We start from the raw sequence: 22,611 nt of genomic DNA on the forward strand, positions 1-22,611 counted from the left end.
ATCACAGAATGACTGATTCCACACACACACTTAAGCAACCGTTTCGTGATGCCATGGCTTCTGCAGCAGCAGGTGTACATGTCATTACGACAGACGGTGCTGCTGGGCGTTACGGCATTACCATGACCGCCGTAACATCTGTAACCGACGAGCCGCCTACCATTATGCTGTGCATCAACCGTGAAGCGGCGATTATCCCGATTTTGCTGCAAAACCGTGATTTATGTATCAACACGCTTTCAGACAGCCAGCAAGACATTGCCGAGCATTTTGCCGGCATGACCAATCTCTCACCGGAAGAGCGCTTTGAATACCATATTTGGCATCGCGGCCAAACCGGTCAACTCGAAGTAGAAGGCGCGTTGGCTCATCTGCATGGCCAAGTTATCGAGCAGCATGAAATCGGCACGCACTATATTTTTTATGTCCGTCTCAATGAAATCAAAGTGGCCGACACCATCTCGCCTGCTTTATTGTATTTCCGCAGACAATTTAAATCATTGGCATAGCAAAAGGCCGTCTGAACAACAAAGTTTCAGACGGCCTTTTCTTATCCATACTTAATTGCGGCGTGCATCCAATAAATAAGGCGTCTCACCCGAATCCGCTTGACCTGTGGCTTTTTCAGTACGCAAACGCTTACCCACCAACACTACGCGGCCTTGTTCATTCAACAATTCCAAATGACGCGAATTGAAGCGGTAGCTACGCACATTTTGCAATTCACTTGGCAAATAGCGTTCGGCCACATTTTCAGTGCATTGATTATCCGCTTGAATTTGATTAAACGTCAGCGCATGGTTACCACCCACATTGTAGCGGCCGGATACCTTCATACATTCCGACACCGCGCTAAAGCCATCATCACTATTGTTAATGGTAAAAATCGCATTAGGATCATTCGGTGAATAGCCGCCGACATCGCTTAAGCGCCAAGCACCATAAATATTCGGTGCTTTATCCAAAGGATTCGCTACCGGAATTACCACTGGGAAACAGGCTGACAACAACAAAGGTAAGAGGAGTGCAGTTTTCTTCATCTTTATTTTTTCTGAATGGTTTAAAATCACGCAGACCCCATAATCATTATTTCTTTTTTTATGCCGATACTATAATAGATGATAAAAAGGTCATCTGAAATTTATGCTTATCGGAAGTTAAACTCGATAAACTGCATGAATCATTCATACCCCAACTTGTCGAAGTATGCTATCGGCTATACAATTTCAAATATTTCATAATTTTTTTGGACACACACATGAAAGCAATGATTCTGGCTGCCGGCCGTGGCGAGCGCATGCGCCCCCTGACCGATACCTGCCCCAAACCGCTGTTAAAAGTTGGTAAAGAGCCACTGATCGGCTGGCATTTACGCCGCCTGAAACAAGCCGGAATCACAGAAATTGTCATCAACTACGCATGGCTGGGCGAACAAATCGAACAAACTTTGGGCAACGGTGCACAATACGGCGTCAATATTGCCTATTCACCCGAGCTATCCGGCGGCCTGGAAACTGCCGGTGGCATCGCCACCGCTTTGCCTTTATTGGGCAATGATCCCTTTTTGGTCATCAATGGCGACGTTTTAACCGACATTGATTTTCAAGCAGCTGCTTCTGTGGCGCACACCTTAACGCAAAAACAGCAACTAGCGCATTTATGGCTGGTTAACAATCCGGCACACAACCTAAAAGGCGATTTTGGCCTGCTTTCAGACGGCCTGATTGCCTCCGATCCACATAACGGCCAAGGATTAACATTTAGCGGCATGGGTGTTTATCACCCTGACTTATTTCAGCACACCCCTGCCCATCAAGCCGCCAAATTAGCGCCACTTTTACGAGCAGCAATGGATCAACAACAAATCAGCGGCCAAAAGCATAATGGGCTTTGGCTGGATGTCGGCACCATCGAACGATTAGAAGAAGCCAACCACCTGGCTGAAAACTGGGCGTAAATCCCGTTTTATCTGATGGTTCAGCAAACGACAACATACGAAGGCCATCTGAAACATAACATTCAGACGGCCTTTCATTTCAATTATCTAAAACAAAAAAGCCTGCTATTTCAGCAGGCTTTTTAAAGGTTCATCTAATCAATTATCAGAAGAATTTTGACGACGCAAAATAGCCGGAATTTCAAAATCATCCAAAACCGATTGATTACCGAAGTCAGCAGCAGTCAGGTTCATACCGCGTGTGCCACGGCCTGAACGTACCAAACCATCGATGTTGTGCGATTGCTGTGCTTGTTGTGGTGCATACTCTTCGCGACCACCCAAGCTTTGCTGTACGCGTGAAGAAGTGCGTACTGGTGCGACTTGTTGATGGCCGTGTTCTTGCAAACCGGTGGCAATAATGGTCACTCGAATCGCATCTTCGCTCATGTTTTCATCTTCAGCGGTACCAAACTTACATTCGGCATCAGGGTGAGCATTGCTGTTCACCACTTTCATAATTTCGCCGTATTCAGACATTTTCAGGCAACCTGGTGCAGTGGTCACATTCACCAATACACCGCGTGCGCCATCCAAGGTTACGCCATCCAGCAATGGGCTGGAAATCGCTTGTTCGGTCGCCAAACGTGCACGATCAATACCTTGAGCAAAGCCCGAGCCCATCATGGCCATACCTTTAATGCCCATCACGTTTTTCACGTCGGCAAAGTCAACGTTGATGAAACCAGGGTTGGTCACCACTTCAGAAATACCGGCAACGGCGTTACGCAATACATCGTCTGCCGCACGGAAGGCTTCACGCATGGTGGCATCTTCACCCAATACGGTGAACAATTTGTCATTCGGGATCACGATTAATGAATCCACTTGACCTTTCAATTGCTCCAAACCATTTTGAGCAATGTGGCCACGTTTATTGCCTTCAAAATTGCTCGGACGGGTTACCACGGCAACGGTCAGAATACCCATTTCTTTGGCGATTTCTGCCACTACAGGTGCCGCACCGGTACCGGTACCACCACCCATACCGGTGGTAATGAACAACATATTGGCGCCACGAATGGCATCTTCGATGGCTTCACGCTCTTCTTGAGCAGCCGCACGTCCAATTTCAGGATTGGCACCCGCACCCAAACCACGGGTCAGATTTGTGCCCAATTGAATACGTTTGGCCGCATTGTTTTTACCCAATGATTGGGCATCTGTATTGGCACTGATGAATTCCACACCTTGAATGGTGTTTTCAATCATGTTGTTGATGGCATTGCAGCCACCGCCACCCAAACCAATCACTTTAATGACTGCAGGGCTTGCGGCTGATTCCGCTACGTCGTAAACAAATTCCATTCAATACTCCTCCGCGCCCTGCTGTGAGGACGGTTAAAAATAAATTCTCACTGTATATTATATAAGAAGTATCCGATCACTTGCAAAATACTTCTGCCATGAACCATATCTGTTCGTTTTCCTCAGCGCTTTTTAAACAAAAAACATACAGTCTGCTTTCAGACAGCCTAAACAATGATACCAACCGAATAGGCCGTCTGAACATCTACCATAACAAATTAGCAACTTTAACGGATTAAAAATTATCTTTTAAGAATTTTTGGAAGCGCGCCCACAAGCTGAGTTTTTCACCGCTATCACCGCCAACATGTACCGCGCCGGTTACCGGGCTACCGTCTTCTTCGCCGCGTGCTACTTGTAATAAGCCGATGGCAGTCGCATAGCGCGGATTACGGATACGCTCTGATACGCCTCCCATTTCTTGCGGTACACCGATACGCGCCGGCAGATTGAAGATTTCTTCTGTTAACTCGACAATACCGGTCAACATAGATGCACCACCGGTCAACACGATACCGGAAGTCAACACTTCTTCAGGGAAGCCTGAGCGGCGCAACTCGTTTAAGGTCAATTCCAAAATTTCTTCCACACGCGGGCCAATCACACTAGCCAATACACGGCGTGAAATTTGGCGCGGCAAACGGTCGCCCACGCTTGGCACTTCAACCATTTCGTCCAAGCCTTCCATGGTTGGAATGGCCACGCCGTAATGGATTTTGATGTATTCGGCGGCGCTGTGCGGCGTACGTAAAGCTTGCGCCAAATCTTTGGTAATCAAGTCGCCTGCTACCGGAATGACGGCGGTATGGCGAATGGCGCCGTTGGTATAAACCGCAATGTCAGTCGTGCCACCACCGATATCGATCACACACACGCCCAAATCTTTTTCATCTTCAGTCAACACGGCTTGGCCGCTGGCCAAAGGTTGCAGCATGATTTGATCCATCTGCAAATCGCAACGCTGAATGCATTTTTGGATGTTTTGCAAAGCGGTATTGGCGCCGGTAATGATGTGCACGCGCGTATCCAAACGCACGCCGCTCATGCCGATTGGCTCTTTTACGCCCGGCTGATTGTCGATGATGTATTCCTGCACCACAGTATGCAAAATATTGTGGTCAGGCGGGATATTGATGGCTTTGGCGGTTTCGATGGCGCGGTCAATGTCGGCCTGCGTCACTTCACCGTCTTTGATTTTCACCACACCTTGCGAATTCAGGCTGCGGATATGGTTACCGGCAATGCCCGTGGTGACATGGGAAATTTTGGTATCGGCCATTAATTCGGCTTCGTTTACCGCTTGTTTGATAGCTTGTGCAGTCGCATCGATGTTGGTCACCATACCGGCTTTCAAGCCGCGTGATGGTGCTTGACCCAAACCGACAATGTGGATTTCATTGTCTTCTTGCACTTCTCCGATGAGTGCAATCACTTTTGACGTGCCGATGTCCAATGCACTGATGTATTTGCCTTGTTCCATAAATTCCCATTCATTTTGCTAATGTTGTATTTTTTACTGAGCCTGGTTATTCAGACGGCCCATCCAAAGGTTGTTTGTATCGCACCGAAAAGCCGTCTTTATAACGCATATCGACATATAATAAACGGTCACGGTGTTTTTGCAGCAGGCTTGGCCAAATTTCGGCGAAAAACTGCAAGCGTTTGATTTCATGCTCGCGCCCTAAGCGCACGGTAATGCCGTTGTCCAACACCACCGACCAAGCCGAACGTGGCGTGTAGATCAGCTCTTTCACTTTTAAACCACGTGCTTCAAGAACACCGGTAAATTCATTGTAGTGTCTGACCATGTCTTTACCTGTGCCGGACTGTCCTTCGAAAACCGGCAAATCCTGCTCCAACGTGGCTTGAAATACATTGCCTTTGGTATCAACCAAACCCGATTTTTTCCATTGGGCGATGGCTATGCGCTCAGTCAGATGGATTTCAACTGTATCCGGCAAACGGCGGCGCACCAAAGCCGAATCCACCCAAGGCAATTGTTGAAAAGCCTCTTGCGTGGCATTCATATCAGCACGAAAAATATTGCCGACCAAGTGTTTTTGCGCAATGGTTTGCAGCTCTTTGCCATCAATATGGGTCAGCTTGCCTTCAATGGCAACCTGTTTGATGGGAAAGTGGTCTGAATGATACACCCATGCCACACCTGTGCCGATGAGCAACAGCACCACCAACACACTCAACCATCTTGTTAACCGCCTCAAGGCGCCGGCATCATCCCACATGAGCAGTTTTCAAAATTTCAAGACATAAATCGGCAAAATCCAAGCCGGTTTGCGCGGCAGATTTTGGTACCAAACTGTGGCTGGTCATACCCGGCAAGGTATTGATTTCCAACAGATACAGCTTACCATCTGTATCTTTCAGAAAGTCAACGCGCACACAACCTTCCGCGCCAATCGCCTGCGCACCGCGCACCGCCAGCTCACGCATCAAGGCTTCATCGCTCTCGCTCAAATCAGACGGGCATTGGTAAACGGTATCATCGCGCTGGTATTTGGCTTCCCAGTCGTAGAACTCGGTTTGCGGAATAATGTGGATGCTCGGCAAACCGTGGTTGCCCAATACCGGACAAGAATACTCACCGCCGCCAATGAAACGTTCGGCGATAATCTCACCCTGTAAATGCTTTAATTCTTCGTAAACCGCTTTCAGACGGCCTGCTTCTTTCACTTTTACCACGCCGACGCTGCTGCCCTCTGCCGCCGGTTTGACAAACATCGGCAAACCTAAGGTTTTTTCAACCGCATCGAAATCGCTGTCGTCACGCAAAACAGCAAATTCCGGCACAGGCAAGCCCAAAGCCTGCCAAATCAGTTTGCAACGATATTTATCCATGCCAATGGCCGAAGCCGCCACACCGCTGCCGGTGTAAGGCATGTTCATCAATTCCAACGCGCCTTGAATCACGCCATCTTCGCCGTAAGTGCCGTGTAAGATATTGAAGGCCGTCTGAAAACCTTGGGTTTTCAATTCGCCTAACGGGGTTTCTTTCGGGTCGAACGCATGCGCATCAACACCTTTGCTTTTCAGAGCCGCCAAAATCGCGGCGCCGCTATCTAAGGAAACGTCGCGTTCGGTTGAGAAACCGCCCATCAACACGGCCACTTTGCCAAAATTCTGCATACTGCTTGTCTTTCTAATCTTTCAGACGGCCAAACTTATTCAGACGGCCTTTCCCATTATTATTGTTTGCTCGCATCCAACATGGCTTGCGGTACTTTATTGATGCTGCCAGCACCCATGGTCAACACCACATCGCCATCTTGCAACACATTCAGCAACATTTCCGGTAATTCGGCTACGTTTTCGCAGTAAATCGGCTCTAGTTTACCCAATACGCGAATGGCGCGCGCCAAGGCACGCGAATCGGCGGCGGCAATCGGTTCTTCACCGGCGGCATACACTTCGGTCAACACTAGCGAATCAACGGTATTCAATACCTTGGTGAAATCTTCAAACAAATCGCGGGTACGCGTGTAGCGGTGTGGTTGGAATGCCAACACCAAACGCTTATCCGGATACGCACCACGCGCGGCGGCCACAGTGGCGGCCATTTCCACCGGATGGTGGCCGTAATCGTCAACCAACAGAGCTTTACCGCCTTTTGGCAAGGCCACTTCACCATATTTTTGGAAACGGCGGCCAACACCGGCAAAGCCGAGCAAGCCTTGTTGGATGGCTTCAACCGAAGCGCCCACTTCTAAGGCCACACCGATGGCGGCCAAAGCGTTCAATACATTATGGCGACCCGGCATATTCAACACCACTTCAAACGGCGCTTGCTCGTGGCCTTTCATGTTGACATGCACGGTAAATTTCATTTGCGCACCGACGTTTTCAATATTGGTGGCGTAAATATCCGCAGTATCGTCCAAGCCATAAGTGGCAAACGGTTTGCTCACTTTTGGCACAATCGCACGCACGTATTCGCTGTCGATACACAAAAATGCTTTACCGTAAAACGGCATGCGGTGAATAAAATCGATGAAGGCCTGATGCAGCTTTTCCACGCTGTGGCCGTATGTATCCATGTGATCTTCATCGATGTTGGTCACCACCGACATAATCGGCGTCAAATGCAGAAAAGACGCATCCGATTCATCGGCTTCGGCCACGATGCATTCGCCCTGACCCAAACGGGCATTCGAACCGGCGGCAGTAAGTTTGCCACCAATCACAAAAGTGGGATCCAACCCGGCGGCCGCCAAAATCGAAGCGGTCAGGCTGGTAGTAGTAGTTTTACCGTGGGTACCGGCAATAGCGATGCCGTCACGGAAACGCATCAGTTCCGCCAGCATCAGTGCGCGCGGAATCACGGGAATATGTTGCTCATTGGCCGCCACCACTTCAGGATTATCGGATTTTACGGCGGTAGAGGTCACCACCACATCGGCGCCATTCACGTGTTCGGCGGTATGTCCGGGGTACACTTGAATACCCAAGGCCGATAAGTGCTCGGTGGTGGCGTTTTTCGACTGGTCGGAACCGGAAACCTTAAAACCCAAATTGTGCAACACTTCAGCAATGCCGCACATGCCGACGCCGCCGATGCCGACAAAGTGAATATTGGTTACTCGATTTTTCATCATGATTTCTGTCCCGAAGTCAATTTTTACGTAAAAGCGTTATTCTAAAGGGCTGCTGCGTTATGCGCCATTGTTTTATTGTAAAGGATAATTAACATAGCATGTCAGGCCGTCTGAAAACTGCCCTACTCTTTTCAGACGGCCTATTTAAAAGACTCAACCCACTATATCAATCGCGGCTTGTGCCACATCATCCGCGCTGTGCGGCAAGGCCAATGTGCGTGCTTGTTCTGCCCATTGCAAACATTGTTCGCGCGTTAAACCGCTCAACACTTCGGCCAATTTTTCCGGCGTCAACTGCGGCTGTGGCAACAGCAAACCGGCTTGCGCGCGCACCATAAAACGGGCATTGGCAGTTTGGTGGTCATCCACCGCATGCGGATACGGCACCAACAACGCGCCGACACCGGCAGCAGTCAATTCAGCAATCGTCAGCGCACCGGCGCGGCAAATCACCAAATCAGCATCGCGATACGCCGATACCATGTCGGTAATAAATTCCACGCACTCAGCTTCCACGCCCAAGGCATCATAGTCGGCCTGTAGGCTGCCCAATTTGTTGCGACCGGATTGATGATACATTTGCGGGCGCTCATTCTCAGGCAATAAAGCCAACGCTTTCGGCAAGGTTTGGTTCAGAATATCTGCACCCAAGCTGCCGCCCATCACCAATATTTTCAGACGGCCTGCTCTACCGGCAAAGCGTTCTGCCGGTGTCGGCAAATTGGCAATATCTGCGCGCACGGGATTGCCGACCAAACCGTTTTCGTGTTCAAACGCTTTCGGGAAGGCATACAGCACGCGTTTCGCCCAGCGTGACAATTGGCGGTTGGACAAACCGGCCACGGCATTTTGCTCGTGAATCACAATCGGCACGCCGCACAATTTGGCTGCCACACCGCCCGGAAAAGTCACAAAACCACCAAAACCAATCACGCAGGCCACGCGGTGTTTTTTGATGATGCGCTGTGCCGCGCGAACGGTTTTAAACAGCGTAAACGGCAGCATCAGCTTGCGTTTCAAACCATTGCCGCGCACACCTTTAATCGCCAAGGTTTCCAATAAAATATTGTATTGCGGCACGATACGTGTTTCCATTGCGCCTTCGCTACCCAGCCAAATCACATGATGGCCGCGCGCACGCAAGGAGTCGGCCACAGCCAATGCCGGAAAAATATGGCCGCCGGTACCGCCGGCCATCAACATAAATGTCTTACCGCCCATTTATTCTATCCTTCTATCTGATAACCGCGCATTTTTTGGCGGTTTTCATAATCAATCCGCAACAACAATGTCATGCAGATTAACATAATCACCACAGCCGAACCACCGTACGACATCAACGGCAAGGGTAAGCCCTTGGTTGGTAGAATACCGATGTTTACACCGATATTAAAGAAACTCTGAATCCAAATCCAAATGCCGATACCGTTGGCTACATAGGCGCTGAAAATCAAATCCAAATCCCGCGCCTGCTTGCCGATGGAAAAAGCTCGCACCACCAGCCAGCCATAACAAAACACCAGCACACACATGCCCAAAAAGCCGAATTCTTCGCCAATCACGGCGAAAATAAAGTCGGTATGCGCTTCAGGCAGGTAAAAGCGTTTTTCCAAACTCGCCCCTAAACCCACGCCCAACCATTCGCCGCGTGCAATCGCCATCAAGGAATGGGTCAACTGATAGCCCTTGCCCAATGGATCTGCCCATGGATCAAGAAAGCCAGCAAATCGTGCCATACGGTAAGGCGCAGCCACAATCAAGCCGCCCATACCGATCAACACCATCATCGACATCATGGCAAAATATTTCGGCGGGAAACCGGCCAAATACAGCATTCCCATAATGATGCCGATAATCACCGCAAACGAGCCGAAATCGGGTTGTGCCATAATCAAAATCAGGCCGACCACCAACAGCGAGCCCGGTTTGATGATTTTTTTCACACTCTGCAACACTTCCGCTTTGCGTGTAAACAAACTGGCTAAATACAGAATCACAGCCAATTTAAACATTTCGGTCGGCTGCAGGTTAATCGGACCGATGTGAATCCAGCGCGTCGCACCGTTAATCTCACGCCCCACGCCCAATACCACAACCAACAATATCCCGCACAAGGCGAAATACCACGGCATAAACTTTTTCCAAGACGTCATTTTGAAAAGAGAAATAATGCCGCACACAACCACACCCAAAATGATAAAAATTGCCTGCTTATACAAAAAAGAATACTGATTACCGCCTTCAGCGGCCGCATACGCAATCGAAGCCGAATAAATCATCAGCAGACTGAATGCCGTCAGCAGAATAATCATCCACAACAACGAAACATCGATTTTTTGACCGCTGCGTACAATAGGCCTGTCTAAGAATCGGGATACATGACGGGATATATAATTAGAAAGTTTAGTTAGGACATTCATGTTAAAAAAGCATTGCAGCTTGAGTAAAGTGTTCAGACGGCCTGACATATTCAGGCCGTCTGAACAGAGATTATTCTTATGAATTAAATGGTTATTTCAGTGGCGCGTTCAGACGGCCTACAAAGCCCGAAATGCCTCGATAAACACTTCCGCCCGATGCGCATAACCAGTAAACATATCAAAGCTGGCGCAAGACGGACTCAACAACACCACATCGCCCGCTTCAGCTTGGGCATAGGCCGTATGAACCGCTTCTTGCAGAGTAGCGCAATCGGTCATCGCCACGCCGCAATCGGCTAAATCACGGCGAATCAGCGGCGCGTCTTCGCCAATCAGCAACACGCCTTTAGCCTTGCCTGCCAACACGTTTTTCAGCGGCGAGAAATCTTGGCCTTTACCCACACCGCCCAAAATTACCCACAGCGGATTTTGCAAACCGGCAATTGCGGCAGCGGTGGCACCGACATTGGTGCCTTTGCTGTCGTCGATAAAAATCACGCCGTTTTTCTCACCGATTTTTTCCACGCGGTGCGGCAGGCCTTGGAAGGTTTTGACGTGTTCCAACAAAGCTTCGCGCGGCAAACCAATGGCTTCACACAAGGCTACTGCCGCCAGCACATTGGCCGCATTGTGCAGACCTTGCAGCGGAATATCGGCTGTGGCCAGCAAATTATCGCTACCGTGTTTCAGACGGCCTGTTCCGCGTTCCAGCCAATAATCGGCCGTATGTTCAATCGAAAACCATTTTACTTCGCACTCGGCCCGTTTCATGGCGCGGCAGAATACATCGTCCGCATTCAATACCTGCACGCCTTCGCCACGGAAAATTTTGTCTTTGGCATGGGCGTAATCAAGCAAATCATCGTAGCGGTCGAGATGGTCTTCGGAAATATTCAATACCGTCGCCGCGCTCGGGCGCAGGTTTTCGGTGTTTTCCAATTGGAAGCTGGACAATTCCAACACCCACACATCGGCTTTTTTGCCTTCACGCTGCAATTCGGCTTCCAACACCGGCGTACCGATATTACCCGCAATCACGGTATCCAAGCCGCATTTGATACACAAATAGCCGACCAAACTGGTGACGGTGGTTTTGCCGTTGCTGCCTGTGATGGCAATCACTTTATCGCCGCGCTCGTTCAACACACCGGCCAATATTTCAATGTCGCCCAACACGCGGCCGCCATTGGCTTGAAATTCGGCAATATCCGGCTGACGCTCGCTGATGCCCGGACTGATGGCCAGCGTATCGAAACCTTCTGCCAACGCATCTTTCAGACGGCCTGTATAAAACTTCAAGCCGTCAAACATTTTACCGATTTGCGCCACGCGCTCAGGCTTAAGTGCCGCATCGTAAGCCGCCACTTCGGCACCGGCTTGACGCAGAAATGCAATCATCGAAATGCCCGAGCCGCCCAAACCTGCGACCAATACTTTTTTATTTTGCCAATTCATTTTGTGTTCGATTCAATAGGTTTTATTGTGGATATTCAGGCCGTCTGAAAAAATCCGTTTACATCATAACGCGGCAGCATTTCCTGCAACGCGGCCAGTCTGTCTTCCGGGCTGCTGGCGCCGGGTGGCATCGGCGGCGCAACACCGTCTTCATGTTGATTGCGCATCCAATCGGCCATGGCATAGATTTGCAGCAGCAAAGGTTCGGCCAGCTTTTTGTCGACTTCTAATTCACTCAAGGCTTGGGCAAAACAGGCCACCCATTCGTCGCGCACTTGGCTTTTTACGGCAAACGGCATATGGCGCGCACGAAGTTGTGGATGGCCGTATTTTTGTTCAAACAAAGGCGGCCCACCGAGCCAACCGCTGAAAAATTCGTAGAGCTTGTCGCGAATCAAGGCCATATCGTCGCCATGCATTTCGCGCAAGGCTTGATATTTTGGCTCGAGTTCCATTAAGTCGTAAAAACGGTCAGTCAAAGCACGCACACCTTGCTCACCGCCTAATGCGTGATACATAGCTGCTCCAAAGCCGTCTGAACGATAAAGCATTCAGACGGCCTGTTTTCATTAGCGAATTTTCAAGGTGCTCAAACCAATCAGCACCAACACAATGGTGATAATCCAAAAGCGCACCACCACTTGCGTTTCTTTCCAGCCTTTTTGTTCGTAATGGTGATGAATCGGCGCCATCAGGAAAATGCGTTTTTTGGTGCGCTTATACCAGCCGACCTGCAACATCACCGAAATCGCTTCCACCACAAACAAACCGCCCATGATGAACAACACGATTTCCTGACGCACAATCACGGCCACCGTACCCAAAGCCGCGCCCAAGGCCAATGCACCCACGTCGCCCATAAAGACTTGCGCCGGATACGCGTTAAACCACAAAAAGCCCAAACACGCCCCACACATCGCCGCGCAGAATATCACCACTTCATTGGCGCCGGCCACATAAGGCAATTGCAGATAGCGGGCAAATTCGGTGTGGCCGCTGGCATAGGCAAAAATGGCCAAACCGCCGGCTACCAACACCACAGGGAACGCAGCCAAACCGTCCAAACCGTCGGTCAGGTTCACCGCATTGGATGTGCCGACAATCACCAGATAAGTCAGCACTACAAAGCCGATGCCGCCCAAAGGATAAGCAATTTGCTTGAAAAACGGCACGATAAATTCGGTGCTAGAAGGCAGTTCGGCCGCGTAAAACAGGAAAATACCGGCCAGCAAAGCCACAGTCGATTGCCACACCATTTTGAATTTGGCCGATACGCCGTTTGGGTCTTTATAAACCACTTTGCGCCAGTCGTCGTAGAAACCCAGCGCGCCGGTTGACAGCAACACCGCCAGCAAAATCCAGATATACGGATTGCCCCAATTACCCCACAGCAAAGTCGATACGGCAATCGCGGTCAAAATCAGCGAGCCGCCCATGGTTGGCGTGCCGTTTTTCACCAAGTGGGTTTGCGGACCATCGGTACGCACCGCTTGACCGACTTTCAACGCCGTCAGCTTGCGAATTGTCCACGGACCGAGCAGCAGCGAAAACACCAGCGCGGTCAATGCCGCCATCACCGCACGGAATGTGGTGTATTGGAAAACGTTCAGCGCAGAAAACCAATCGCTGAAATGGGCAAGCCATAAAAACATTCAAACTTCCTTTTTTACTTTTTGATCAGCAAGGCAACACCGCTGCCCTGCCGGGTTAAATGATGATGACAGGCCGTCTGAAAAACCAATTGGTTCAGACGGCATTCAATAATTTCAGACTGCCTCTGCATTCAGCAATGCTTCGACCACTTCTTCCATTTTCATAAAGCGCGAACCCTTCACCAGCACATGCGCGTTTGGCGGCAAATCATGGCTCATCACTTGAATCAGCGGGTCTTTGGCCGCAAACCACAAGCCATCGGCACCAAATGTTTCCGCTGCTTCCACGCTGTCGTCGCCGACAAAATAGGCAAACTCAATACCTTTGTCACGCGCATATGCACCGACTTCGGCGTGCATGGCGGCAGCTTCGTCTTCGCCCAACTCACCCATATCGCCCATCACAAACACGCGCGGTGCAGGCAGGGCGGCCAATACGTCCAGCGCGGCTTTCATGCTATCAGGATTGGCATTATAGGTATCATCAATCAGAGTCGCGCCTTTAATGCCTTGTTTGATTTGCAAGCGGCCTTTGATGTTGCTGAAATGTTTGAGGCCGTCTGAAATCTGTTGCAGGTTCAAGCCCGCTGCGTGCGCCAAAGCGGCTGCCGCACAAGCATTGCTGACATTGTGTTTACCTGGCACCGGTAACACCACCGCCGCACGTTCGCCGCCGCACACCAAATCAAATTCGCATGATAAAGGCTTCAACACGATATTTTCGGCGTGCACATCGCCACTTTCCGCTCCGAAAGTTTTCACGTTCAGACGGCCTGTGGCGGCTTTGAAAGTGTCGATATTGGCATCTTCACAAGGAATCAAGGCGAGGCCGTCTGAAGCCAAGCCTTCGTAAATTTCGCTTTTGGCTTTGGCAATATCGCCCACGCCGTCAAAACCGCAACCGACGTGCGCGCGCAAGGCATTGTTTACCAGCGCCACATCGGGCTGGGCGATGCGGGTCAACAGCGACAATTCACCGAAATGGTTCATGCCCATTTCAATCACGGCATAACGGTGTTTCTCATTTAATTTCAACAAGGTCAGCGGCAAGCCGATGTGGTTGTTGAAATTACCGGCGGTGGCCAACACGGCTTCATCGCCGAACTGATGGCGCAACACACCGGCCAGCATTCCTTTTACCGTGGTTTTGCCGCTTGAGCCGGTCACGCCGAACACAAACGGATCCACATTATCCCGCCACGCTTTGGCCAAAGTTTGCAAGGCCGCCAAGGTATCTTCTACCTTCAACGCACCTTCCAGCCACGCACAATCTTCACGCGATACCACTACTGCCGCCGCACCGCATTCCAACACATCGCCGACAAAATCATGCGCGTCGAAATGTTCGCCTGCCAGCGCAAAAAACACATCGCCGCTTTGAATGTCGCGGCTGTCGGTCACAATGCGCTGCACCGGCTGATTTTCAGACGGCATAGACAGGTTGAGGGCTTGGCAGATGAAATGTAAATCTAAAGGTTTCATGGTTTCTTTGGCTGGTTTATTTTTTTCAGACGGCCTATCAAAAGCTGAGGCCGTCTGAAAAGATGGCTGTGTACGCCAATAATTAGGCGGCGCATTTTTTAGGGCGGATAATTTTACCTACTTATTCTGATTAATCAAGGGATAAGGATTCACCGCACCGCTTGGCAGATAAACGCCGTAATGCAAATGCGGCCGCGTGCCTTTGGCATTGCCCGTGTCGCCAACATAACCGATGGTTTGTCCGGCTTTCACGCGCTGGTTGAGTTTGATGTTGGCAAATTTATTCAAGTGGGCATAATAATGCCATGCGCCGGGGCCTTGAATACCGATGACTTTGCCGCCAAGTTTGTTGTTGCCGATTTTGGTGACCACGCCATTGGTGGTGCTGCGGATTTTGGTGTTTTTCTTGGCGAAAATGTCCACACCTTCATGCCGGCGGCCGTGACTGCGGGCAACCTCCCATGTATCGCTGAAACGATGACCTTTAACCGGATTCATCAGGCTGCCGGCAGCTGGTGGCGTTTGCGCGCGCAAATGGGCGATTTCGGCATTGGGGCGCGGCAATTTTCCGCTACTGCAACCAAACAATAAAACGAAGGTGACTCCGATTAAAAAAGCACGGTGAAGTGTGTGGGGCATGAATATTCTTTCTTGTTCAGACGGCCTGCTTCATCAAGGCCGTCTGAAATCAACCTTGTACTTTTTCTGCTTTCAAAATCACCTGATATTGCTCCATGGCCGAACGGAAGGCTTCATCGGCCGCTTCTACTTGGTCGGTTTGGAACGCATTTTCGGCACGGCGGAAATGTTCTTCGCCCAGCGCCCATTGGTCAGGGTGTTTTTTGGCGTATTTTTTGGCATAGGTGCGGTTGTTCATCACCAAATGGCGCAAGCCGTATAAAGTGTATTGTGGATTGACGCTGTGGCTGGTTTTATTGAATTTAAACACTTCGCCGCTGCTATTTTCTGCTTGGGCAGCCGGTTTCTCCACTGCTTTTTCGCCGCAGGCAGTCAATGCCAATATGGCAGCCATGCACAGGCCGATGGTGTATTTCATGGTGTCGCCTTTCTGGATTAACGCTCGTCCAACGCGGCTTTGGCAATTTCAAAGTCGGAAAAATGATGCTTCACGCCCTGCATGTCTTGGTAGGTTTCGTGGCCTTTTCCGGCAATTAAAATGATGTCGTTTGCCGCCGCATGGGCAACGGCATATTCAATTGCCGCTTTACGGTCGGCTTCGACTTTTTCAGGCTGGCGCACTGCAGGCAGAATATCGTTGATGATGTCTTGCGGATGCTCCATGCGTGGATTGTCGCTGGTCACGACCACTTTATCCGCTCCAGCCACTGCCGCCGCGCCCATCAGCGGGCGTTTACCGCGGTCGCGATTGCCGCCGCAGCCAAACACACACCACAGCGCGGCATCGTTCGATTTGATTTCCTGCAAGGTGGCCAAGGCTTTTTCCAACGCATCCGGCGTGTGCGCGTAATCGACCACCACCAAAGGCTTGCCACTATTCATGATGCAATCCATGCGACCGGTAGCCGGTCGGATTTGCGCCAAAACCTGCAATACTTTATCCAGCGGATAACCATTGGCACACAGCAAGCCGACACATGAGGCCAAATTCTGCGCGTTGAATCGGCCCAGCAAACCGCTGTTGCATTCGCCTTTGCCCCATGGCGTATCAAACACCACGGTCATGCCGTCTGAAGATGCTTGAAACTCAACAATACGGATATCCGCATCAGCATGAAAACCATAGCCATACACCGCCAATTCAGGCTTATCTTGTTTCAGACGGCCTACTAAAGCCGCGCCGTATTCATCATCGACATTAATCACGGCGTGTTTCAAACCCTGCCAGTAAAACAGACGGGCTTTGATGTCGCCGTACGCTTCCATGGTGCCGTGATAATCGAGATGGTCGCGCGTGAGGTTGGTGAAAATGGCCGTCTGAAACGGCACACCGTTGACACGGAATTGGTCTAAACCGTGGCTCGATACTTCCATCGCTGCCACAGTAGCGCCTTGTTGTTTGAATTTATGCAGCAAGGTTTGCACGGTGACCGGGTCGGGCGTGGTGTGACTGGTTTCTTCCAGTTTACCCCAAAAGCCGTTGCCGACTGTGCCGATAATGGCACATGGTTCACCCAATAAATCAGCAGCTTGCGCCAGCCATTGGGTGATGGAGGTTTTGCCGTTGGTACCGGTTACGCCCCATACTTTGAGGCCGTCTGAAACATCGCCGTACACTTCGGCCGCTAAAATACCCGCACGGTGTTTCAAATCTCTAATGCCTTGATTGGGCACATTCCATTCTGGATTCCAAGTAAAGCGGCCGTCATCGTCCCAAAACACAAATACCGCGCCATTGGCAATCGCCGCCGGAATATAGCTGCGGCCATCGGTGTATTCGCCTTGGCAGGCAACGAAAATATCACCGGCCTTGATTTGGCGGCTGTCTGAATGCAACAAACGCCCTGCTGCGTTTTCACACAGCAGAGCAGGTAAGTCGGTTTCAGCCAATGGAATTAACTCGCTGAACATAATATTCTCTTTATTGCTTAAAAATTAAGAGGATGCTTTTTCTTTCGGCTTCAGTGCGCTCAGTGGTTTGGTTGGCGACACACCTAAAATATTCAAGCTGCCACCCATCACTTCTTTAAATACCGGACCTGCCACCACGCCGCCGTAGTAACCGTTTTTGGTTGGTTCGTCCACCGTGACTGCCACAATCACGCGCGGATTTTTGGCAGGGGCAAAGCCGATAAAGGTGGCAACGTGCTTGTTGTCAACATAGCGACCGCCAACCAATTTACGCGCCGTACCGGTTTTGGCACCAACATCGAAACCATCCACCGCACCGGCCATACCGGTACCGCCTTCTTCTGTCACCGATACCATCATTTCACGTACTTGTCTCGCGGTCTCAGCCTTGATAACGCGCTTGCCTTTAGGCGCGACAACTTGTTTTTCAAAGCTTACCGGCAACAAAATGCCATCGTGGGTCAACGTGGTGTACGCGCGCGCCAACTGCAACAAGCTCAATTGCAAACCATAACCGAAAGACATGGTCGCCTGCTCAATCGGCTGCCATTTTCGCCAGCTACGCAACAAACCGGCAGTCTCACCCGGGAAGCCCGAATGCATGCGCACGCCTACACCCAATTCGTGATAGAAATCATACATTTCTTTCGGCTTGAACATCTTCGACAGCTTACTGGTGCCGACGTTAGACGATTTCTGCATGATGCCGCGCACATCTAATTTCGGATAAACATGAGTATCGCGCACAGTCGCATTACCGATGCGATACGGCATGGTATCGAATACTTCATGAGGTGTGGTTTTGCCCGCATCCAAAGCTTTGGCAATGGTAAACGGCTTCATGGCCGAACCCGGCTCAATCATGTCGGTTACCGCTCGGTTACGGCGCTGCTCACTGCTGGCTTTACCTGGAGTATTTGGGTCGTAAGCCGGGCTATTCACCAACGCCAAAATCTCGCCGGTTTGCGCATCCAACACCACCACAGTACCTGCCTTAGCCTGATGGTAATCCACGGCTTTATTCAATTCCTCGTAAGCCAAGGTTTGAATACGCTGATCCAGCGACAACACCATATCCTGACCATTTTTTGGCTCGCTGTTGCGTGGCGAATCCAAGCTGTCAACGATATTGCCCTTGTTATCGCGCAATACGACTTTGGCACCGGCCTCACCGCGCAAGCTGTCTTCGCGCGACAATTCCAAACCTTCTTGGCCTTTGCCATCAATATTGGTAAAGCCGATGACATGCGCAAACAAATTACCCATCGGATAATGGCGTTTCAATTCTTTTTGGAAACCCAAACCTTTGATGCCCAAAGCAGTGATGGTGTCTGCCGTTTGTTGGCTTAATTGGCGTTTCAAATAAACAAAATCGCGATCTTTGCGGTTTAAGCGCTCATGAATGGTTTCAACCGGCATATCCAAAATAGCCGACAATTGCGCCATTTGGCTGGCATTGGGCATTTCATCAATACTTGAAGGCATCGCATACAAAGATTCAGTCGGCGCACTCAACGCCAAGGTTGCACCGTTGCGATCGGTAATCATACCGCGCGATGCAGGCAAGGTCAGGGTGCGCACAAACCGTTGATCTCCCTGATTCTTTAGAAATTCATGCTGCGTGGTCTGCAAATAAAAACCGCGGCCCAACAAACCGACAAATGCCGCGACAATCAGCACCAAAACCACACAAATCCGCCCATCACTGGTGATGGGTTTCTTGGTTTTAACCGGCTTTTGAATCATCTGTGGCTTATATTCATTCTTAATTAACATCGTAAACTTCTCGTTGTGAATACCTGCGCGGCATGGCCGCATGGACGCTTTCTCTCGTTTTATTCTTAAAATGCAGGAGTTTATTATTTACGACGCTCAACCATTACGGTATTACGCGACGTCGGCGGCTGCAGGTTCTGCTTTTCCGCAGCCACTTTAATCAATTTATGATTGGCCAAACGCGCCTGTTCCAGCTTCAAGCGGGCGTAATCTTGATCCAGTTTGATTTGCTGCTTTTGTGCCTTATCTAAGGCGATAAAGTGTAAGCGCGACTGGTTTTGCACAGTCACCACCGCCACACCGGTCGCAAAAACAGCCACTAATAATAATGCGTTTAATTTATTCATTTCACTTCAACCGACCGCCTGACTTTCAGACGGCCTGACAAACCGTAGAGAGATTATTGGGCAGTAAAGCTGCCTGATGTGCGTTCCGCCACCCGCAATACTGCGCTTCTGGCACGCGGATTGGCCGAGGTTTCCGCCTCGCTGGGTTTGATGGCTTTCCCCACCAACACCAAAGGCGGCTGCGGCAAATCAGATTCTTTTACCGCCGCCCAGCGCGGCAATGGCGCATGTTGTGAATGCTTTTTCATAAACTGCTTCACAATACGGTCTTCTAAGGAATGAAATGCAATCACTGCCAACCGACCGCCTTCGTTCAGACGGCCTACCACTTGCGGCAATACGGCCTCTACTTCTTCGAGCTCACGGTTAATAAAGATGCGAACTGCTTGGAAGGTGCGCGTTGCAGGGTCTTGTCCGCGCTCACGAGTACGGACGTTTTGCGCCACGAGCTGCGCCAGCTTGCGGGTTGTATCGATGGGCGCTTCTTCGCGCGTTGCAACAATGGCGCGCGCAATCTGGCGACTAAACCGCTCTTCACCATAATTTTTTATCACCTCATGTAATTCTTGCTCACTCGCCACGGCCAGCCATTCCGCTGCCGACATGCCGCGAGTCGGATCCATACGCATGTCTAAAGGCGCATCGAAACGAAAGCTGAAACCGCGTTCGCCCTCATCAATCTGCGGCGATGAAATACCCAAGTCAAACAAAGCACCGTCAATCTTTTCGATGCCCAATTGATTCAAGGCCGTCTGAAAAGTCGCAAAGCCGTCATGCACCACGCTAACCCGTTTATCCTGCTCGGCCAATTGATTGGCTACTGCAATTGCTTGTGGGTCTTTATCAAACACCACCAAGTGCCCTGCCTCACCCAGCTTCGATAAAATCAGGCGAGAATGCCCTCCCCTACCGAATGTGCCGTCAACGTAAACGCCGTCTTCACGGATATTCAAACCATCCACTGCCTCATGCAGCATCACGGTAATATGTTGATAATCTTCAGCTTTACTCACAGTTGCAAATCCGTTTGACTCAATTGGAAGGCCAACTCATCAGGATCGATATCCAAAGCCTGATTCATCTCTTCTTCCCAATGTTGGCGACCCCACAGCTCCAAACGGTTGGCGCGGCCTACTAAGGTAACTTCTTTGTCGAAATCGACACGCTTGCGCAAATTGGCAGAAATCAGAATACGGCCAGAACCGTCCCATTCCAGCGTCTCCGCATTGTGCAACAGTAAATTCTGATAACGCTGCAAAACGGGATTACCTGCCACCTTCATGCCCAGCAGTTGCGCCGAAACACGCGCCCACTCAGCTTCAGGATAAAGCAGCAGCTTTTGGCGCGAATCCAGCGTCACCACCAGCGAAGGAGTGTATTGGCGCGACAAAAGGTCACGGAATTTAGCCGGAATGGCCAACCGCCCTTTGCTGTCTATGCTCAATTCATGAGAACCGCCAAACACGTTTCTACCCTCTAGCTTGGTTAATCAAAATCTGGGGACATCTGACACTTTCGCCCACTTTACCCCACCAGCCTACACTATAAGAAATTTTCATACTTCGGTCAAATCAACCCCAGCCCCAAAATAGAGTCGCATTACAGAAAAACTTATTAAAATACAATGATATAAATATAAAGCAGCATTACACCAATCCGTTCCGCATACGCATAAGCCATAAAAAAATACAATATCTTGTGTTTAAAATATAAAACAAACACAAAATATTGTATTTAAAGCCGCTGTTTCGAGACTTATTCATTCACGCTATAATGTTGCGGCAAATTCTGAATTTTTACATTATCTAACAGTCATGAAGCCACATATTCCCCAGCCATCTGACGAAGCCCGCCAATCAAGCCAGCAACTTTGCCAACACATCCGCCAAGAAATTATTGCCCACGACAACTGGCTGCCATTCTCTTGCTTCATGGAACTCGCACTTTATCACCCCGAATTTGGCTACTACACCGGCGGCAGCCATAAAATCGGTGCTTCCGGCGATTTCATCACCGCCCCGACACTTTCCCCTTTATTCGCTCGCACATTGGCGCGCCAACTCAACGCCCTTTTACCGCAAACCGCCGGCAATATTTACGAATTCGGCGCAGGCACAGGCCGATTGGTCGCAGATTTGCTAAACCATCTTTCAGATGGCCTAAAAATCTACTATATCATTGAGTTATCAGCCGAATTGGCACAACGCCAACGCACTTGGCTAGACCAGCAGCTAAGCCCTGAATTAAGCAAAAAAGTCATCCACCTTTCTGCTTTACCCGACACCTTCGACGGCATCATTTTAGGCAATGAAGTGCTCGATGCCATGCCGGTTGAGCGCGTGCATTACCAAGCAGGCGAATTTCATCAAGTTGGTGTCAGCATAGAAAACCAGCAATTCATACAAACCGCCAAACCTTTGCTATCCCCAACATTAATGCAAGCCGCACAATCCTACCTCCCCCTTATCGAAGGCTATACTAGCGAACTACATCCCGCGCAATATGCGTTTATCGCCACGCTTTCGCAAAAATTAGCACGCGGCGCAATGATTTGGATTGATTACGGCTTTGATGCGCAACAGTATTACCACCCGCAGCGCAACGACGGCACGTTCATCGGCCATTACCGCCACCACACCATTCACGACCCGTTTTTCCACATCGGCCTGACCGACCTGACCGCGCACGTCAATTTTACCGACATCGCCCAAGCCGCCACCGTTGCCGGGCTGGACTTTATCGGCTACACCACGCAAGCGAATTTTCTGCTCAATCTGGGCATTACCGACTTACTGGCCGCAACCGGTGATGTCGATTCTGCGGCCTATTTACGCGAAGCGGCAGCAGTACAGAAATTGCTCAACCAACACGAAATGGGCGAGCTGTTCAAAGTCATTGCCTTTGGCAAGCACATTGATGTCGATTGGCAAGGCTTTCAATTTGGCGACATCAGCCATAAGTTATGAACAAGTTTGTAGGCCGCCTGAACATTTTTCAGACGGCCCACAAAGCTGA

At 50.2% G+C, this 22,611-nt stretch carries 22 protein-coding genes; 3 read left to right on the plus strand and 19 right to left on the minus strand.

Translation table 11 applies throughout. From position 1 onward, the window contains the following. The first annotated feature begins 8 nt into the window (after window positions 1-8). Window positions 9-509, plus strand: coding sequence for a 4-hydroxyphenylacetate 3-monooxygenase, reductase component (hpaC, locus tag GJV52_RS03625; RefSeq protein WP_095502324.1), 501 nt, complete (start codon window positions 9-11; stop codon window positions 507-509). Window positions 510-560: 51 nt separating this feature from the next. Here the strand turns inward: hpaC and GJV52_RS03630 are convergent, their stop codons facing one another. Next, window positions 561-1,040 carry an META domain-containing protein gene (locus GJV52_RS03630; RefSeq protein ID WP_095502323.1) on the minus strand — a complete coding sequence of 160 codons (480 nt, stop codon included), beginning with the start codon at window positions 1,038-1,040 and terminating at the stop codon, window positions 561-563. A gap of 218 nt (window positions 1,041-1,258) precedes the next feature. On the opposite strand from GJV52_RS03630, the gene murU reads away from it, so the two are divergent. After that, window positions 1,259-1,957 carry an N-acetylmuramate alpha-1-phosphate uridylyltransferase MurU gene (gene murU / locus GJV52_RS03635; protein ID WP_095502322.1) on the plus strand — a complete coding sequence of 233 codons (699 nt, stop codon included), beginning with the start codon at window positions 1,259-1,261 and terminating at the stop codon, window positions 1,955-1,957. A 138-nt stretch (window positions 1,958-2,095) separates the two neighbouring features. On the opposite strand, the gene ftsZ is transcribed toward murU, so the two are convergent. The 18 genes from ftsZ to mraZ form a co-directional block, all read right to left on the minus strand. Then, window positions 2,096-3,304 (minus strand): cell division protein FtsZ, encoded by a 1,209-nt coding sequence (ftsZ, locus tag GJV52_RS03640; RefSeq protein ID WP_100562556.1) that lies wholly within the window; start codon window positions 3,302-3,304, stop codon window positions 2,096-2,098. A 235-nt stretch (window positions 3,305-3,539) separates the two neighbouring features. After that, window positions 3,540-4,784: a cell division protein FtsA gene (gene ftsA / locus GJV52_RS03645; RefSeq protein ID WP_100562558.1), complete on the minus strand. Its 1,245-nt coding sequence runs from the start codon at window positions 4,782-4,784 to the stop codon at window positions 3,540-3,542. Between the two features lie 46 nt (window positions 4,785-4,830). Continuing rightward, entirely contained in the window at window positions 4,831-5,547 is a 717-nt protein-coding gene (locus GJV52_RS03650) for a cell division protein FtsQ/DivIB (protein WP_100562560.1), read from the minus strand. Beyond that, entirely contained in the window at window positions 5,537-6,448 is a 912-nt protein-coding gene (locus tag GJV52_RS03655) for a D-alanine--D-alanine ligase (RefSeq protein ID WP_100562562.1), read from the minus strand. The genes GJV52_RS03650 and GJV52_RS03655 overlap by 11 nt, the downstream gene beginning before the upstream one ends. Before the next feature lie 59 nt (window positions 6,449-6,507). After that, window positions 6,508-7,914 (minus strand): UDP-N-acetylmuramate--L-alanine ligase, encoded by a 1,407-nt coding sequence (murC, locus tag GJV52_RS03660; RefSeq protein ID WP_195690063.1) that lies wholly within the window; start codon window positions 7,912-7,914, stop codon window positions 6,508-6,510. Window positions 7,915-8,067: 153 nt separating this feature from the next. After that, complete coding sequence (gene murG, locus GJV52_RS03665) at window positions 8,068-9,135, minus strand: undecaprenyldiphospho-muramoylpentapeptide beta-N-acetylglucosaminyltransferase (RefSeq protein WP_100562566.1); 1,068 nt, start codon at window positions 9,133-9,135, stop codon at window positions 8,068-8,070. Between the two features lie 5 nt (window positions 9,136-9,140). Then, window positions 9,141-10,334, minus strand: a complete 1,194-nt coding sequence (gene ftsW, locus GJV52_RS03670; RefSeq protein WP_095502328.1) for a putative lipid II flippase FtsW — start codon at window positions 10,332-10,334, stop codon at window positions 9,141-9,143. 117 nt (window positions 10,335-10,451) lie between these two features. Next, entirely contained in the window at window positions 10,452-11,789 is a 1,338-nt protein-coding gene (murD, locus tag GJV52_RS03675; RefSeq protein ID WP_100562569.1) for a UDP-N-acetylmuramoyl-L-alanine--D-glutamate ligase, read from the minus strand. A 35-nt stretch (window positions 11,790-11,824) separates the two neighbouring features. Further along, complete coding sequence (locus GJV52_RS03680) at window positions 11,825-12,307, minus strand: group II truncated hemoglobin (RefSeq protein WP_095502314.1); 483 nt, start codon at window positions 12,305-12,307, stop codon at window positions 11,825-11,827. 51 nt (window positions 12,308-12,358) lie between these two features. Further along, window positions 12,359-13,441, minus strand: coding sequence for a phospho-N-acetylmuramoyl-pentapeptide-transferase (gene mraY, locus GJV52_RS03685; protein WP_100562571.1), 1,083 nt, complete (start codon window positions 13,439-13,441; stop codon window positions 12,359-12,361). Between the two features lie 114 nt (window positions 13,442-13,555). Then, a complete protein-coding gene (locus tag GJV52_RS03690; RefSeq protein WP_100562573.1) occupies window positions 13,556-14,923 on the minus strand; it encodes a UDP-N-acetylmuramoyl-tripeptide--D-alanyl-D-alanine ligase in 1,368 nt (455 codons plus the stop codon). Window positions 14,924-15,040: 117 nt separating this feature from the next. Next, window positions 15,041-15,562, minus strand: a complete 522-nt coding sequence (locus GJV52_RS03695) for a M23 family metallopeptidase (protein WP_100562575.1) — start codon at window positions 15,560-15,562, stop codon at window positions 15,041-15,043. 49 nt (window positions 15,563-15,611) lie between these two features. Beyond that, complete coding sequence (locus GJV52_RS03700) at window positions 15,612-15,980, minus strand: beta/alpha barrel domain-containing protein (RefSeq protein ID WP_095502311.1); 369 nt, start codon at window positions 15,978-15,980, stop codon at window positions 15,612-15,614. A gap of 17 nt (window positions 15,981-15,997) precedes the next feature. Next, on the minus strand, window positions 15,998-17,473 hold the full coding sequence (locus tag GJV52_RS03705) for a UDP-N-acetylmuramoyl-L-alanyl-D-glutamate--2,6-diaminopimelate ligase (RefSeq protein WP_100562577.1): 1,476 nt from the start codon (window positions 17,471-17,473) through the stop codon (window positions 15,998-16,000). A gap of 24 nt (window positions 17,474-17,497) precedes the next feature. Beyond that, window positions 17,498-19,249 (minus strand): peptidoglycan D,D-transpeptidase FtsI family protein, encoded by a 1,752-nt coding sequence (locus GJV52_RS03710; protein ID WP_100562579.1) that lies wholly within the window; start codon window positions 19,247-19,249, stop codon window positions 17,498-17,500. Between the two features lie 83 nt (window positions 19,250-19,332). Further along, complete coding sequence (gene ftsL / locus GJV52_RS03715) at window positions 19,333-19,596, minus strand: cell division protein FtsL (RefSeq protein ID WP_095502308.1); 264 nt, start codon at window positions 19,594-19,596, stop codon at window positions 19,333-19,335. Between the two features lie 53 nt (window positions 19,597-19,649). After that, window positions 19,650-20,609 carry a 16S rRNA (cytosine(1402)-N(4))-methyltransferase RsmH gene (gene rsmH / locus GJV52_RS03720; RefSeq protein ID WP_100562582.1) on the minus strand — a complete coding sequence of 320 codons (960 nt, stop codon included), beginning with the start codon at window positions 20,607-20,609 and terminating at the stop codon, window positions 19,650-19,652. Then, the gene (gene mraZ, locus GJV52_RS03725) at window positions 20,606-21,061 is read right to left on the minus strand and encodes a division/cell wall cluster transcriptional repressor MraZ (RefSeq protein WP_095502306.1); all 456 of its coding nucleotides are present in this window, start codon (window positions 21,059-21,061) and stop codon (window positions 20,606-20,608) included. Before mraZ ends, rsmH begins: the two co-directional genes overlap by 4 nt. A 349-nt stretch (window positions 21,062-21,410) precedes the next feature. Between mraZ and GJV52_RS03730 the strand changes: the two genes are divergently transcribed. Further along, window positions 21,411-22,562 (plus strand): class I SAM-dependent methyltransferase, encoded by a 1,152-nt coding sequence (locus GJV52_RS03730; protein ID WP_100562584.1) that lies wholly within the window; start codon window positions 21,411-21,413, stop codon window positions 22,560-22,562. Window positions 22,563-22,611: the final 49 nt, after the last annotated feature.

The organism is Neisseria brasiliensis (assembly GCF_009671065.1).
Lineage (GTDB): Bacteria > Pseudomonadota > Gammaproteobacteria > Burkholderiales > Neisseriaceae > Neisseria > Neisseria brasiliensis.

Coding starts and splice junctions, on each gene's coding strand:
- ftsW (WP_095502328.1), bottom strand. CDS start 10,334: ATGAATGTCCTAACTAAACTTTCTAATTATATATCCCGTCATGTATCC.
- GJV52_RS03695 (WP_100562575.1), bottom strand. CDS start 15,562: ATGCCCCACACACTTCACCGTGCTTTTTTAATCGGAGTCACCTTCGTT.
- GJV52_RS03700 (WP_095502311.1), bottom strand. CDS start 15,980: ATGAAATACACCATCGGCCTGTGCATGGCTGCCATATTGGCATTGACT.
- murU (WP_095502322.1), top strand. CDS start 1,259: ATGAAAGCAATGATTCTGGCTGCCGGCCGTGGCGAGCGCATGCGCCCC.
- GJV52_RS03705 (WP_100562577.1), bottom strand. CDS start 17,473: ATGTTCAGCGAGTTAATTCCATTGGCTGAAACCGACTTACCTGCTCTG.
- GJV52_RS03690 (WP_100562573.1), bottom strand. CDS start 14,923: ATGAAACCTTTAGATTTACATTTCATCTGCCAAGCCCTCAACCTGTCT.
- GJV52_RS03630 (WP_095502323.1), bottom strand. CDS start 1,040: ATGAAGAAAACTGCACTCCTCTTACCTTTGTTGTTGTCAGCCTGTTTC.
- GJV52_RS03730 (WP_100562584.1), top strand. CDS start 21,411: ATGAAGCCACATATTCCCCAGCCATCTGACGAAGCCCGCCAATCAAGC.
- GJV52_RS03680 (WP_095502314.1), bottom strand. CDS start 12,307: ATGTATCACGCATTAGGCGGTGAGCAAGGTGTGCGTGCTTTGACTGAC.
- ftsA (WP_100562558.1), bottom strand. CDS start 4,784: ATGGAACAAGGCAAATACATCAGTGCATTGGACATCGGCACGTCAAAA.
- GJV52_RS03655 (WP_100562562.1), bottom strand. CDS start 6,448: ATGCAGAATTTTGGCAAAGTGGCCGTGTTGATGGGCGGTTTCTCAACC.
- hpaC (WP_095502324.1), top strand. CDS start 9: ATGACTGATTCCACACACACACTTAAGCAACCGTTTCGTGATGCCATG.
- GJV52_RS03710 (WP_100562579.1), bottom strand. CDS start 19,249: ATGTTAATTAAGAATGAATATAAGCCACAGATGATTCAAAAGCCGGTT.
- ftsZ (WP_100562556.1), bottom strand. CDS start 3,304: ATGGAATTTGTTTACGACGTAGCGGAATCAGCCGCAAGCCCTGCAGTC.
- murC (WP_195690063.1), bottom strand. CDS start 7,914: ATGATGAAAAATCGAGTAACCAATATTCACTTTGTCGGCATCGGCGGC.
- murG (WP_100562566.1), bottom strand. CDS start 9,135: ATGGGCGGTAAGACATTTATGTTGATGGCCGGCGGTACCGGCGGCCAT.
- ftsL (WP_095502308.1), bottom strand. CDS start 19,596: ATGAATAAATTAAACGCATTATTATTAGTGGCTGTTTTTGCGACCGGT.
- murD (WP_100562569.1), bottom strand. CDS start 11,789: ATGAATTGGCAAAATAAAAAAGTATTGGTCGCAGGTTTGGGCGGCTCG.
- mraY (WP_100562571.1), bottom strand. CDS start 13,441: ATGTTTTTATGGCTTGCCCATTTCAGCGATTGGTTTTCTGCGCTGAAC.
- GJV52_RS03650 (WP_100562560.1), bottom strand. CDS start 5,547: ATGTGGGATGATGCCGGCGCCTTGAGGCGGTTAACAAGATGGTTGAGT.